General features: G+C 39.8%; 11 protein-coding genes. All 11 read left to right on the forward strand.

Features of this window, described 5'->3' with window-relative positions; genetic code table 11:
* Positions 1-2 precede the first annotated feature (2 nt).
* Positions 3-1,556 carry a sugar ABC transporter ATP-binding protein gene (locus tag B9Y89_RS09455; protein WP_217807185.1) on the forward strand — a complete coding sequence of 518 codons (1,554 nt, stop codon included), beginning with the start codon at positions 3-5 and terminating at the stop codon, positions 1,554-1,556.
* A gap of 3 nt (positions 1,557-1,559) precedes the next feature.
* Complete coding sequence (locus B9Y89_RS09460) at positions 1,560-2,543, forward strand: ABC transporter permease (RefSeq protein WP_085522991.1); 984 nt, start codon at positions 1,560-1,562, stop codon at positions 2,541-2,543.
* A gap of 10 nt (positions 2,544-2,553) precedes the next feature.
* Positions 2,554-3,507: an ABC transporter permease gene (locus tag B9Y89_RS09465; protein ID WP_085522992.1), complete on the forward strand. Its 954-nt coding sequence runs from the start codon at positions 2,554-2,556 to the stop codon at positions 3,505-3,507.
* Between the two features lie 85 nt (positions 3,508-3,592).
* Positions 3,593-4,636 carry an autoinducer 2 ABC transporter substrate-binding protein gene (locus B9Y89_RS09470; RefSeq protein WP_085522993.1) on the forward strand — a complete coding sequence of 348 codons (1,044 nt, stop codon included), beginning with the start codon at positions 3,593-3,595 and terminating at the stop codon, positions 4,634-4,636.
* A 79-nt stretch (positions 4,637-4,715) separates the two neighbouring features.
* On the forward strand, positions 4,716-5,666 hold the full coding sequence (locus B9Y89_RS09475; RefSeq protein WP_085522994.1) for a sugar phosphate isomerase/epimerase family protein: 951 nt from the start codon (positions 4,716-4,718) through the stop codon (positions 5,664-5,666).
* A 103-nt stretch (positions 5,667-5,769) separates the two neighbouring features.
* On the forward strand, positions 5,770-7,437 hold the full coding sequence (locus B9Y89_RS09480; RefSeq protein WP_085522995.1) for a ribulokinase: 1,668 nt from the start codon (positions 5,770-5,772) through the stop codon (positions 7,435-7,437).
* 661 nt (positions 7,438-8,098) lie between these two features.
* On the forward strand, positions 8,099-9,412 hold the full coding sequence (locus B9Y89_RS09485) for an MFS transporter (RefSeq protein ID WP_085522996.1): 1,314 nt from the start codon (positions 8,099-8,101) through the stop codon (positions 9,410-9,412).
* 106 nt (positions 9,413-9,518) lie between these two features.
* Positions 9,519-11,585, forward strand: coding sequence for a bifunctional aldolase/short-chain dehydrogenase (locus tag B9Y89_RS09490; protein ID WP_085522997.1), 2,067 nt, complete (start codon positions 9,519-9,521; stop codon positions 11,583-11,585).
* Between the two features lie 42 nt (positions 11,586-11,627).
* Positions 11,628-11,996, forward strand: coding sequence for a sensory rhodopsin transducer (locus B9Y89_RS09495; RefSeq protein ID WP_085522998.1), 369 nt, complete (start codon positions 11,628-11,630; stop codon positions 11,994-11,996).
* Between the two features lie 46 nt (positions 11,997-12,042).
* Positions 12,043-13,263 carry an L-rhamnose isomerase gene (rhaI, locus tag B9Y89_RS09500; protein ID WP_176222294.1) on the forward strand — a complete coding sequence of 407 codons (1,221 nt, stop codon included), beginning with the start codon at positions 12,043-12,045 and terminating at the stop codon, positions 13,261-13,263.
* The gene (locus B9Y89_RS09505) at positions 13,260-14,729 is read left to right on the forward strand and encodes a rhamnulokinase (protein WP_085523000.1); all 1,470 of its coding nucleotides are present in this window, start codon (positions 13,260-13,262) and stop codon (positions 14,727-14,729) included. Before rhaI ends, B9Y89_RS09505 begins: the two co-directional genes overlap by 4 nt.
* Positions 14,730-14,739: the final 10 nt, after the last annotated feature.

The raw sequence follows: 14,739 nt of genomic DNA on the forward strand, positions 1-14,739 counted from the left end.
TGTTGAGTGAATATCAATTACAAATGAAAAACATTAGTAAAACATTCCCGGGTGTTAAGGCACTTGAAGACGTAGAACTTGAGGTGAAGAAAGGTGAAGTTCACGCTTTAATTGGAGAGAATGGGGCCGGGAAATCTACTTTAATTAAAATACTATCAGGCATCCATAAGGCTGATGATGGTGCCCAGTTTTATTTTGAAGGTGAAGAGGCACAAATTAGTAAACCCATTGATGCTACGTTAAAAGGTATCTCAGTTATTTATCAAGATTTAAGTTTATTTCCTAATTTTTCAGTTGCGGAAAATATTCACATTGGTCAAGACAGCAATAAAATGCCGTGGAAGAAGGTGGACTGGAAAAATATCAAAAAGAGTGCTATTCAAGCCCTTGAAGAGCTGGAAGTGGATATTAATCCAAATACAATGGTCGAAACTCTGAGTATTGCGCAACAACAACTTGTCGAAATTGCAAGAGCTTTAGCGTTTGACTCAAAACTTATTGTAATGGATGAACCAACATCAGCTCTATCTTCTGGGGAAGTAGAAAAATTGTATCGTGTAGTTGAAAAATTAAAAAGAAGGGGCATTTCCATCATTTTTATTAGTCACAAATTGAAAGAACTGTTCCGGGTTTCGGATCGATTTACGGTTTTACGAGACGGAAAGTATGTAGGGTCCTATAGCCGGGATGAAATTGATGAATCTAAATTAGTAACCTTAATGGTTGGACGTGAGGTTACTTATGAAAAGAATAAGGAAGAAGTTGAAGTTGGTGAAACCATATTTAAGGTAAATGGCTTTTCAAAACAAGGAAATTTCAAGGATGTATCCTTTGAGCTAAAAAAGGGAGAGGTACTTGGGATTACTGGACTAGTCGGATCTGGTCGAACAGAATTGGCACAAGCCATTTTTGGAGTTAATAAACCAGAGAAAGGGACTACTGAAATTAATGGTAATCAAGTATCAATTAACTCTTCTAAAACCGCTGTCGATAATGGGATTGCTTATATTCCTGAAGCTCGGCAAACACAAGGTCTTGTACTTGGACAATCGATTATTAACAATATTTCACTACCTATCATTAAAAGATTACGAAACGCTATCAACCTCATTGATCGTAAAAAGGAAGTTAAATTGTCGGAGGAATACGTTAAATCGTTAGATATTAGACCCGATAATCCTAATATACCTGCTGAAAAACTTTCCGGCGGTAATCAGCAAAAAGTTGTTATTGCAAAATGGTTGGCGACAAGTCCAAAACTTCTTATCATTGATGAACCAACAAATGGTATAGATATTGGTGCAAAAACGGAGATTCATAAGCTACTACGTAAACTCTCAAAAGAAGGTATAGGTGTGATTATGATTTCTTCGGAACTTCCTGAAGTTTTATCGGTAAGTGATAGAATTTTGGTTATGAGGAACGGGCGTATTTCGGGAGAGTTAAATGCCAAAGAGGCGACACAAGAAAAAATTATGAACCATGCATTACAGGGTCAAGGAAAGACTATCTCGAATGATCCTACTAATTCTGGCCAGATTAGTCAGGGGGTATAAGTTATGAAGGCGTTTCTAAAACAAAAAGAAGTCAGTATTTTAGCCATTATTATTCTAATCAGTATCATTTTGACTGTTGTTAATCCAGTATTTCTAACTATGGGAAATATACTGGATATTATCGAGGGAAATGTGGTTATTGGCATTTTAGCTATTGGAATGACCTTAATCATTATAACAAGTGATATTGATGTATCGGTAGCCGCATTAACGACGGCCGTTGCAGTGATTATTGGGAATTTGTTTGCATATTTACCAGATAGCTGGATCTCAGTTGTTATTCTCTTCTTGGTTGCACCCTTGTGTGGTTTAGTACTTGGTTTTATCAATGGTTTTCTGGTCTCTAAAATTGAAATTCCTGCTATTGTCGTAACTTTAGGAACTTTGAATATCATGTCAGGTATTGTTTTGTATATTACAAATGGTCGATATCTAAATAGCACAAACTTTCCTGATGCATTTTTAGCATTTGCCGGTTTTAAATTATTAGGGATTCCCATTTTAATTTACCTTCTAGCTATTGTTGCTATTGCAACTTGGTATATTTTAAAACACACGCAAATAGGTCGTTCGATCCTTGCGGTTGGTGGAAACACACAGTCATCAGTAAGGGTTGGAATTGATTATAAAAAAGTTAAACTATTTGTATTTTCATATATGGGGTTTCTCGCTGGTATTGCTGCCATTGCTCAGACAACATATACAAAAGCTGTTGATCCCAACGGACTTGCGGGGCTTGAATTAACAGTAATTGCAGCAGTTGTGGTAGGTGGGGCAAATATTCATGGTGGTAGTGGATCGATTCATGGAACCTTACTAGGAGTTTTATTATTAGCAATAGTAGAAAATGGTATGATTTTAGCTCATATTAATACCTACTGGCAAAAGGTTGTTACTGGTGCCATTATTGTTTTTGCAGTTTCTTACGATCATTGGAACTATAAACGTTCACAAGAAAAATTAGCAAAAGTCGAAGTAGAGGCATAGGGGGGAGAAAATGAAGTTATCAAAGGAAAGTGTATTGGGGCTAATTGCACTAGCAATATTTCTGTTAATGAGTCTCATTACACCTGGGTTTCTATCTTCAAACAATATAAAAAGTATGATGTTTCAATTACCGGAATTTGGGCTAATCGCACTTGCTATGATGGTTGTTATTGTAACCGGGGGAATTGACTTATCGATTACCTATATTGCTGCTCTTTCTGGTGTAGGTGCAGCGTTAATGATGTCCCATGGTTTTTCAATACTACCTGCAGTTTTGGTAGCTATCTTGTTCGGTTTAGCTTGTGGAGCATTTAATGGTTTTATTATATCAAAAATCGGCGTTTCACCAATCCTAGTAACCTTGGGAACGATGGTACTGTTTGAAGGAGTTATTTTAGCTATAACAAAAGGTCACTCTATATCAGGATTTAGTGATGCATATGGATTAATTGGTAATGGGTATTATATGGGGGTTGTTCCGTTATCAATGGTGATCTTTGTTATTTTTGCAATTATTACCTCAATTTTATTAAATAAAACTGGTTGGGGTAGAAGTATTTATATGTATGGTAGTAATGATGTTGCAACACTATTTTCAGGAGTTAAAAACAGCCGTATATTAATGAAAGTTTATTTATATGCATCTTTATTGGCTGCAATATCTGCGATTATCATGACTTCACGTTATAATTCAGTGAAAGTCGACCTTGGGTCATCCTATTTGTTGCAAAGTGTTGCTGCTGCTGTGTTAGGTGGAACGAATATTCATGGTGGATATGGAAAAGTGATGGGAACCGTGTACGCGGTCATTATCTTCCAAATGATATCTAATGGATTGAATCTCTTAGGTGTTGACAGAGCGATTGTCGATGTATTCATCGGTGGTATCCTTATCATTGTTCTCACATTGAACTTTTTTTCAGACAAGTTTAAGAAAAATAAAGAAACCAAATCAGCAGCTTAAGAAAAACAGATAATGTCAGCTTAGATTTTTCCTAGAAATTCTAGGTTAAATATAAAATTATTCATATTTTAAGGGGGAAATTCGAATGAGAAAGTCAATCATAAGCCTATTGTCAGTTCTATTTTTTGTAGGAATACTGGCGGGGTGTGTCTCCAAGAACAGTGGATCGGACACTGGGAGTAGTGGAAACAAAGGTGAAGAATCAAGTGGTAGTGATGAATTGACAGTTGCTGTTGTTCCTAAACTTGTGGGTATTCCCTATTTTAATGCATCGGAAAAAGGGGCGGAACAAGCTGGAAAAGACTTAGGTATCAATGTTGAGTATACCGGTCCAACCAAAGCAGATGCAGCTGCACAAGTTAAAGTAATAGAGGATTTGATTTCTAAGAATGTAGATGTTATTGCGGTTGCTCCAAACGATCCAGCATCTGTTGAGCCGGTACTTAAAAAAGCAAAGGAGCAAGGAATAAAGGTCATGGATTGGGATACACCGGCTAACAAAGATCTTGTAGATCTTTCCGTGCATCAAATTGATGACAAAGTCTTTGGAAGTCACATGGCTGAAAAGTTAGTTAAAGCTATGGGAACAGACTCAGGTCAAGTAGCACTTTTAACTGGTGGGCTGAGTGCCGCGAATTTAAATTCTTGGCTGGATGCAGCAAAGAAAAAATTCGCTGAAGATTATCCGGGCATTGAAATTGTTACTGATAAAATTCCAACGGATGAAAAACAGCAGGTTGCTTATCAGAAAACATTGAATTTAATTAAGTCATATCCGAACTTAAAAGGTATTCTGGCTGTTTCTACTCCAGCTCCTTTAGGTGCAGCTCAAGCAATACAAGAGAAAGGACTACAAGACAAAATTGCAGTTGTGGGTTCAGCGCTTCCTACTGATTCGAAACCATTCTTGGAAGATGGATCACTAGATACAGCTGTTCTTTGGAATCCAAAAAAACTAGGTTATTTAACTGTTAAATTAGGAAAAATGCTTGCAGAAGGTAAAATACCAAAAGATGATCAAAATATTGAGAATATAGGAAATATTTCAATTAAAGAAGATGGTAAAACTGTGATCATGGGGCCTCCAGCAGACTATACGAAAGAAAACGCGGGTAACTTTGACTTTTAAATGTAAGCGCTGTAACTAAGGGGCGCTTCCAAAATCTCTGGGAGCCCCTTCTTTATTGGTAATTATTAGGAGGAAATAAATGAAAAGACAAAATTATCAAGTAAAAGATGATCAAATAAAAAAGGCATTTAAGACGTTAAAGAAAGAACATCCTGAAAAATTGAAAAGAAAATTAAACTTTTCATGGAGTAACTGGGGATTTGGATTGGAGTCGTTAGAAGAGTCAATTATACGGTTAAAAGAAGCAGGAATTGATTTTATTGAACTTCATGGCAATCATTATGGAGAAGATCTAGGTTATGAACAGCATACTACATTAGATCTTTTACAAAAATATGGAATGAAAGTATCCGGTGTTTGTGGAATGTTTTCAAAAGAAAATGACTTATCAAGTAATATGCCAAGTAAGAGACAAGAAGCAATAAACTATATAAAAAGGGAAATTGAATTTACAAATGCTGTAGGTGGGCATTACCTACTAGTAGTACCAGGGGCTGTTGGTCGACCTGATCCATATGATGATACTGAGTTTGATAGAAGTGTACAAACGTTAAAAAGTCTAGGTCATTTGTTTAAAAATAATAAGGTAAAAGCTGCAATAGAACCAGTCAGAGCAGCTGAAGTTAGCTTCACCCATACGGTTTCTGATGCCAAACAGTATATTAACGCTATAAATCATTCAGGTGTTCAAAATATAAATGGAGATATATACCACATGCAATCGGAAGAGTCACATATCGGTGAAGCCATCATTGAAGCTGGGGATCTGCTGGTCAATTTGCATTTGGCTGATAGTAATAGAGGGGCACTAGGTGAAGGATTTATGGATATCGATACCATTATTATGGCATTATATTTGATCGGTTTTAATCAAGAAGGAAAGTTTGTGACCCCTGAACCGCTTGGCTCTGGTGGAGATCCGTATCCTGCTATGAATGCTATACCCGATCAAAAAAAACTTGATCACTTGGTTTGGCAAACGATTACCTATTTTAGAGAAAGAGAAAATGAACTACTGAACAGAAGCTAGTTGGTAAATAATTCAATTAAGGTTTATGTAGAATCAAGTGCTCTCACATATTGTTGATCAAAACGACGCATATAGTAGACAAACGAACAGGGAGTGGAATTACATGCCAGAAAAATATGCGATTGGTGTTGATTACGGAACGGAGTCAGGTCGAGCAGTACTTGTGTCGTTAAAGAACGGAAAAGAAATGACAGATCACGTCACGACTTATAGGCATGGGGTAATAGATAAGAGTTTACCCGGATCTGGAGTACACCTAGATTTTGATTGGGCTTTACAGCATCCAAACGATTATATAGAAGTATTGAAGCAGTCCATTCCTGCTGTATTGAAGAGATCAGGTGTGAATCCCAATGATGTTATTGGAATAGGTATCGATTTTACCGCATGTACAATGTTGCCTATAGATGAACAAGGTGAACCCCTTTGTTTTCACCCGAATCTAAAGTTTAATCCCCATAGTTGGGTTAAACTGTGGAAGCATCATGCAGCTCAAGATGAAGCTAATCGAATCAATCAAATTGCCGAACAACGGAATGAGAAATTTTTGAGCCGATATGGAGGGAAAATATCTTCTGAATGGATGACAGCAAAGGTTTGGCAAATATTGAATGAAGCCCCTGAAATATATAACCAAACCGATCAATTCTTGGAAGCAACCGATTGGGTCATATTTAAAATGACAAATAATTTCCTTCGAAATAGTTGTACAGCGGGCTACAAAGCTATTTGGCATAAACAAGATGGATATCCAAACAGGGAATTTTATAAGGCGTTAGATAAGCGAATGGAAGATCTAAATGAGACGAAATTTCGCGGGGAAGTAGCTCCACTTGGTACGAAGGCAGGAGAACTAACGAAAGAAATGGCCAAACTGTTGGGTTTAAATACTGGAACTGCTGTAGCTGTAGGAAATGTTGATGCTCATGTGGCTGTTCCAGCAATGGGAGTAGTGACCCCACGTAAGCTTGTTATGGCAATGGGAACTTCAATTTGCCATATGGTGTTAGGAGAAGATGAAAAGAATGTTGAAGGCATGTGTGGTGTTGTAGAAGATGGTATTATACCTGGGTTTTATGGTTATGAAGCTGGACAGTCTGCTGTTGGTGATATCTTTGCATGGTATGTTGATCAAGCGGTTCCGGCTTATGTTAAACAGACAGCTGAAAAAGAGGGTCTAAGCGTCCATAAATGGATGGAAACAAAAGCTTCCCAATATAAACCAGGCGAAACAGGGCTCTTAGCATTAGATTGGTGGAATGGGAACCGATCTGTGCTAGTGGATACGGAGCTAAGTGGATTACTATTGGGTGTCACACTTCAGACAAAGCCAGAGGAGATTTACCGTGCTTTACTCGAAGCAACTGCCTTTGGAACACGAAAGATTGTGGATGCATTTATTCAAAGTGGTGTGAAAGTTGATGAATTGTATGCATGTGGTGGGCTACCACAAAAAAACCCGTTACTCATGCAAATTTACGCTGATGTTACCAATCGTACAATCACCATCGCCGATTCTAAACAAACCCCGGCCCTCGGAGCAGCCATGTTTGGAGCAGTCGCCGCAGGAACATTGAAAGGTGGTTTTGACACAATTATAGAAGCTTCAGAACAAATGGCTCGTGTTAAGGAAGAAAAGATTGTTCCCATACCTGAAAATGTAGCCTTATATGAACAAATATATAAAGAATATACAAAACTTCACGATTATTTTGGACATGGGGAGAACAGTGTTATGAAACGTCTGAGGGGAATTAGGTCAGAATATTAGATATTTTTTTTATAGGGGTTTGCTCAGTTAAGCAAAATACAATGTGATTTTCACCCAAAAGGTTACTCTTTACTCTACATGGCTTCATAAATTAGTTAAATATAGAAGAGATGCAGTCGATATTTCGAGAACGCTGATAATAGGTTTTGTGGAGCCTTCTTGCTGAATTGCAATTCATTGTATAGCCTAGGCAGCAAGTACTTGATAAATCAGCTGATGAGGTTAATAGGTTAAAAAACTGCTGGGAAGTCTCCCTTTACGGCTAGTAATCACTCGTGTTCTGAAGCATATTTTTAAAGTTATTCCGCCTGTTTAGGGTGCAATAACTTGGGAGTTATCAAGCGAGATTTCAGTTTCTGAATATAACTTCATTAAAAGGTTATTGGTATATGGCCAATAGCCTTTTTTTATTAAAGTAGCAATTCAAAAATAAATAAATAATCATATATATATAAACAAACAATATATATGATTATTTATGTTTATTTATTTACGATTTTACGTTAGAATTTTAATACGATCAAAATAAGGGGCTTTCAAATGTGGGTTTGGTGATGTAATTACGAATTTCGATCGTCATGTTTAGATCGATCTCTTTGAAGAATGATCTATATCATCATCAATTATATGAAAGCGATTACTTTGAAGAAGGAGGATGAAGATGGTCAAAATCGGTAGCAAGAACACAACCGGATGGAAGGCAACGATATCTGTAGCGATGGCAAACTACATTGAAGCAGGTTCGATCATTGCTGCAGCTAGCAGTCTTACGCTATGGCAAGCTTATCTTAGTATTGACAGTATAGGGGTTGGATTGTTAAGTGCTTTAAGTGCTAACGCATTTGGGGCAGCGGTCGGTGCATTAATTGGTGGCTATTTGTGTGATAAATATGGAAGAAAGTTCATATATACATACGATTTATTGGCATACATGTTGGGTGTCGCGTTAATAGCGGGTTCGGTTAATTTTCCCATGCTTCTAATCGGAACGGTTATAACGGGTATCGCGGTCGGTGCTGGTGTCCCGGCATCATGGACATATATTGCCGAAGAGGCACCTCATAAAAAGCGGGCTGCACATGTTGGTACAGCCCAGTTAGCATGGTCCATTGGACCAGCGGTGACGTTTTTGCTCGCAGTCCTATTCGCGCCACTTGGTTTGTTAGGAAGCCGCATCATATTTATTCACTTATTTATTATTGCATTGATAACATGGTACATTCGCCAAGGATTACCCGAGTCAACAGTTTGGAAGGAAGGAAAAGAACGTCAAGAGAGGGAACGTAAAGCTGGCACCATTTCCAAAAGTGCGCTTAAAGAGTTGTTTAGTCTAAGTGTGAACAGAGAAGCACTATTTCTATTAGTTGGCATTTATTTGTTTTGGAACTTAACATCTGGTGCGATGGGTTACTTTATGCCTTACATTTATGAAAATGTAGGTGGATTATCCAATCAACAGGCCAACTTATTGCAGGCACTATTATGGACTTTGACCGTCTTAACGACCTATTTTGTATTTATGAAGTTTGGCGATAGATTCAGCCGGCGATTTATATTTGGATTAGGAGCTGTGATGGGGATCGTCGCTTGGTTGATTTTAACGTTCTCAGCTATGAACTGGTTTTCATTGTTGGCATTTGTCATTTTATGGGGAAGTGCTGCTGGCATCGGCGCACAAGCATTTTACGGCTTATGGGCAAGTGAACTATTTCCGACAAAATATCGAGCGGGAGCGCAAGGATTTATGTATTTTCTTGTTCGTTTCGGTATAGGTATCTGGTCTTTCTTGTTACCGACAGTGATGGACACGTTAGGTTTCCAAACAGCTGGGATTGTCATGATTGGATTCTTAGTCGTCCATTGTATTATTGGTATACTACTTGCACCTAATACTCAAGGTAAAACACTTGAGGAAATTGAAGATGAGCGGTTTGGTCAACCGGAAAAAACAATCCATGAAAATGAACTTATATGAATCAAATAAGAGCCAGCTACGAAGAAGTTAAAATATAAAACAACTCATTCAAAAATAAACAAAAGTATGTTATGATAAAACAAACATATTTAATGGAGGCTTGCAAATGGTTGAAAATCGCTGGAGTGACACTAACATCAATTATGAAAACGATTTAGACCAACTGGTGTACCGATCTAATTTACTTGGTTCGGATCGTTCGGTAGCCAATTGGGGTGGTGGAAATACCTCAATGAAAACCACGGAAACAGACTTTCGTGGCCGAGATATTGACGTGATGTGGGTTAAAGGGAGCGGTTCAGATCTCGCAACAATGAAAGCTAAAAATTTTACGGGTTTGAACTTAGAAGATATCAGGCCGTTATTAGAACGTGAGGATATGTCTGATGAGGACATGGTTGAATATTTATCGCATTGTATGATTGATGCCAAACATCCACGTTCGTCTATTGAAACATTGCTGCACGCCTTTTTGCCGTTCAAACATGTTGACCATACGCATCCCGATGCCATTATCAGCATCTGTTGTTCGGATAACGGTAAGGATATTGCTAAAGAAATCTATGGTAATCGTTTCGTTTGGGTACCCTATATCCGTCCGGGTTTTTCGCTATCAAAAATGATCGCAGATGGCGTCAAAAACAACCCCAATGCTGAACTCGTATTAATGGAAAAGCACGGTCTTGTGACTTGGGGAGACACATCGAAGGAAAGCTATGACAAAACCATTTCTATTATTCAAGAAGCTGAAGATTATATTGATAAGCAAGCAAAAAATCACACATTATTTGGCGGGGCGCGATATAGTGCGTTACCAGCGGATGAGCGTAAAGACGTCTTGGCACAAGTCCTACCTGTGATCAGGGGTGAGGTCAGTCAATATAAACCAATGCTGGCCACTTACGATGATAGTGAGGAGACGTTAACGTTCGTTAACAGCTATGATGCTCCTGAGTTATCACAAGTTGGAGCGGCCTGTCCGGATCACTTGGTCCATACGAAGCGTGTGCCGCTTTATGTAGATTGGGATCCAACGAGCCAATCTGTAGATGATTTACTTGAACGCCTGAAATCAGGCATCGCGTCTTTTGAAAAAGACTATCAAGCTTATTTTGAACGAAACAAAAGTCAAGACGATACCATGTCTGAACCCGTCCCTAGAGTGATTTTAATACCGGGAATTGGTATGGTGAATACCGGTAAAAGCTGGTCAGCGGCGAATGTGAGTGAATCATTATACCATCGGGCGATCTCGGTTATGAAGGGAGCGACAGTCTTAGGAAACTTTGTTTCCCTTAATGAGGCTGAATCATTTGCGGTTGAATATTGGCCTCTGGAACTCTATAAATTAAGTTTGGCGCCGCCAGAAGCTGAGTTTTCTCGTAAGGTGGCGTTTGTGACAGGTGGAGCCGGAGGCATCGGTAGCGCGACTTGCTATCGATTCGTTTCAGAAGGTGCTCATGTAGTGCTTGCCGATATTAATTTAGAAGGTGCCGAAAAGGTAGTTAGGGAGATTAATAGTCGATACGGTGCCGGCCGTGCAACGGCAGTCAAGATGGACGTCACAAAAGAAGAAGAAGTTGTCGGTGCCATCCAACAATCCGTTCTAACCTATGGCGGGCTAGATACGATTGTCAATAATGCTGGTTTGGCCAGCTCAAGTCCGTTTGAAGACACGACGATTGATAAGTGGGATTTGAATATGAATGTTCTTGTTAAAGGCTACTTCCTAGTAGCACGGGAAGCCTTTAAATTGATGAAGAACCAGGCCATTGGTGGCAACATGGTCTTTGTAGGGTCCAAAAATTCGATTTACGCGGGAAAAAATGCTGCAGCATATAGTACAGCCAAAGCGGCTGAAGTCCACCTCGCGCGAACGATTGCTGCCGACGGTGGGCAATATGGCATTCGAGTCAATTCTGTTTTACCTGATGCTGTCATCCAAGGTTCGGCTATCTGGGATTCCAAATGGAAAGAAGAACGAGCAGCATCTTACGGCATTCATCCCGATGAATTAGAAGAACATTATCGTAAGCGAACCATTTTGAATGAGAATATTCTTCCGGCAGATATTGCTGAGTCAATTGCCTTCTTGGCATCGTCTAAAGCGGCGAAAACGACAGGAACGATGGTTACGGTTGATGGCGGCGTCGCAGCTGCGTTTACTCGCTAATATGAGACATAAATCTACTATTCTATGATATGGGGTGTTCATATGGAGCAAAACGGTAAAACCCAATGGTACATTGCCGATGCTTATATTCCGCCTGAGAGTTCCGGAGGATTAACAAGCCATGAGTCGATTTGCGTCTTAAATACCCATGCCGAAGATGCCCGGTTAAATATTTCTGTTTATTTTGAGGATCGTGCTCCTATGGAAAATATTATACAAATTGTTCCGGGACAAAGAACCAAACACATTCGAACCGGTTCCCTGCAAGCAGGCGGGGAATCGATTCCTAAAGATGTGCCTTATGCATTAGCTGTCACGAGTGACATTCCTGTCGTGGTCCAATATAGCCGGCTGGATGCCACCCAATCTGAAAACGCTTTAATGACAACCATCGCATATGCTTCAATGTAATCTATGAGTAGTAAATTTAAAGAAAGGGAGCGGTGATACGATGACTTTGACAGATCAAAGCTATGCCATTTTTGAACGACAACAACGTGATCGCGGGATTGATTTGGAAACGGTTAAAGACAAGCTTAAGACACTTAAGGTAGAAACACCTTCTTGGGGGTATGGGGATTCAGGTACGAGATTTAAAGTTTTTCAACAAGATGGCGTGCCGAGGGATCCTTTTGAAAAAATTGAAGATGCGGCTCAAGTTAATAAGTATACGGGGATGTCTCCTTCAGTAGCCATTCACATTCCTTGGGATAAAGTTGATAACTATGGGGAGTTAAAACAACATGCTCTGGACCATGGTGTGGATATTGGCGCTGTCAATCCGAATACCTTCCAAGATGATGACTATAAGCTAGGCAGTATCACCAATTCCGACTCAGCGATTCGCCGGAAAGCTACCGATCATTTACTTGAATGTGTGGATATCGCAAAAACGGTAGGGTCAAAAGCGCTTAGTTTGTGGTTCGCGGACGGAACAAATTATCCTGGGCAAGCGGATATTCGCAGACGGAAGCACTGGATGCATGAATGTCTTTCTGAAATGTATCAAGCCATGGATGATGATATGCGCATGTTAATCGAATATAAATTTTTCGAACCAGCTTTTTATCATACAGACTTGGCTGACTGGGGCATGGCCTATAATATGGCACAAAAATTAGGAGAGCGTGCTGAGGTACTTGTGGATACCGGGCATCATCCCCAGGCTACCAACGTTGAACATATTGTGGCATATCTAATGGATGAGCATCGCCTAGGCGGATTCCATTTCAACAGCCGCAAATATGCTGATGATGATTTGATCGCTGCGGCCCATCATCCATATGAACTGTTTTTGATTTTCTATCAAATCGTGAGTGCTCAGACCGATACTAATCCAGCGGTCAGAAACAATGCTGAGAATATCTCTTACATGCTTGATCAATGTCATAATCTTGAACCAAAGATTCCGGCAATGATTCGTTCACTTATTAATGTTCAAACTCAATATGCGAAGGCGCTTCTCATTAATTTAGATGAAGTCAGTGAAGCGCAGGAGAAACATGATGTTCTAGCTGCCGAGCATGCCGTCAGAAAAGGCTTTGAATGTGATGTCACACCACTCTTAGAGGTAGTCAGAGAAGAAATGGGTGTGCCGGCTGATCCTATGGCAGCCTATCTGAAGAGCGGTTATGGTGACAAAATTTTGGCCCGTGGTAAAGGTGGGGCCAGCTGGTGAATGTTTTAGCCTTTGACATTGGTGCCAGTAGTGGGAGAGCGGTAATCGGTCACCTTGATGGTCATCAATTAAAAACCCAAGAAGTTCATCGCTTTTCTAATGATCCAGTGGAGGTGGGTGGCCATCTCCACTGGGACATTTTAAGATTGTTTCATGAGGTCAAGCAGGGCATTCTTCAAGCTAAACATCAAGGATATGACGATATCCAAAGTTTAGCTATTGATACTTGGGCCGTTGATTTTGGCTTGCTTGATCAAAATGGAGAACTGTTGGGCAATCCTTATCATTACCGCGATCATCGGACAGATCATATGATTGACGAGGTACGGCAGCATTTATCAGAACATGATATATTTTCTAGAACGGGCATTCAGTTTATGCAGATCAATACGCTCTATCATCTTTACGCGCAAAAAAAGGCAAATGTGTCTCTTTTGCAACAAGCGGATACTTTTTTAATGATTCCTGATTTACTAAGGTATTTTCTTACTGGTACCAAGCAAAGTGAATTTACGAATGCGACAACGACCCAACTATTTCATGCATTTGAGAAGAAGTGGGATGACTATATATTGGAGCAATTGGGCTTGCCTACACACATTTTTACGGATCCGGTGGCACCTGGAACGGTGGTTGGAGAACTGCTTCCTTCTATCCGTCAAGAATTGGGTGTTTCATCAATTCCGGTGATGACGGTCGGAGAGCATGATACAGCATCCGCAGTCGCTGCGGTTCCAACAGATCAACAAACGTTTGCTTACCTCAGCTGTGGGACCTGGTCCTTACTGGGGACGGAAGTTGATGCTCCCGTCATTAATCAACAAGCATTCGAGTGGAATTTTACCAATGAGGGAGGCGTCAATGACACCTACCGATTGCTCAAAAATATTATGGGATTATGGATCATTCAAGAATGTCAAAACACTTGGGAAAAAGCTGGGGAACCCTTGTCTTATGATGAAATGAATGACGCCGTTAAGCATGCTAGTCCTTTTCAATCTTTCATTGATCCTGACCATGTCATGTTCCTAAATCCTTTGAGTATGCCGGAACAAGTTCAGCAATATTGTCGTGACACGCATCAGCATGTCCCAGAAACAAAAGGTGGTATCCTTCGTTCGGTTCTTGAAAGTCTCGCTTTAAAATATCGCTTCGTGCTTGAGAGGTTGGAAACATTGGCAGATACAACGTTTTCAGGTCTGCATATGGTTGGAGGTGGCATAAACAATGAAATTTTGTGTCAGTTCACTGCTAATGCGATCCAACGTCCTGTTTATGCTGGACCGGTAGAGGCCACGTCATTAGGTAATTTATTGACTCAATACCAAGGTTTAGGGCATATTAAAGGCATAGAAGAGGCGAGATGGATTGTTCGGGAGTCCTATCCATTTAAAACGTTCACACCACAAGATGAAAAAATATGGGAACAAGCTTATCAATCATTTTGTCACCTTATCAATGAATGAGAAAGAGAGG

It is taken from the genome of Tuberibacillus sp. Marseille-P3662, assembly GCF_900178005.1.
Taxonomy (GTDB): domain Bacteria; phylum Bacillota; class Bacilli; order Bacillales; family Sporolactobacillaceae; genus Marseille-P3662.

Bases quoted from the DNA above. Each gene is read 5' to 3' on its own strand.
- B9Y89_RS09480 (WP_085522995.1), top strand. From the start codon at position 5,770: ATGCCAGAAAAATATGCGATTGGTGTTGATTACGGAACGGAGTCAGGT.
- B9Y89_RS09465 (WP_085522992.1), top strand. From the start codon at position 2,554: ATGAAGTTATCAAAGGAAAGTGTATTGGGGCTAATTGCACTAGCAATA.
- B9Y89_RS09490 (WP_085522997.1), top strand. From the start codon at position 9,519: ATGGTTGAAAATCGCTGGAGTGACACTAACATCAATTATGAAAACGAT.
- B9Y89_RS09470 (WP_085522993.1), top strand. From the start codon at position 3,593: ATGAGAAAGTCAATCATAAGCCTATTGTCAGTTCTATTTTTTGTAGGA.
- B9Y89_RS09485 (WP_085522996.1), top strand. From the start codon at position 8,099: ATGGTCAAAATCGGTAGCAAGAACACAACCGGATGGAAGGCAACGATA.
- B9Y89_RS09460 (WP_085522991.1), top strand. From the start codon at position 1,560: ATGAAGGCGTTTCTAAAACAAAAAGAAGTCAGTATTTTAGCCATTATT.
- B9Y89_RS09495 (WP_085522998.1), top strand. From the start codon at position 11,628: ATGGAGCAAAACGGTAAAACCCAATGGTACATTGCCGATGCTTATATT.
- B9Y89_RS09475 (WP_085522994.1), top strand. From the start codon at position 4,716: ATGAAAAGACAAAATTATCAAGTAAAAGATGATCAAATAAAAAAGGCA.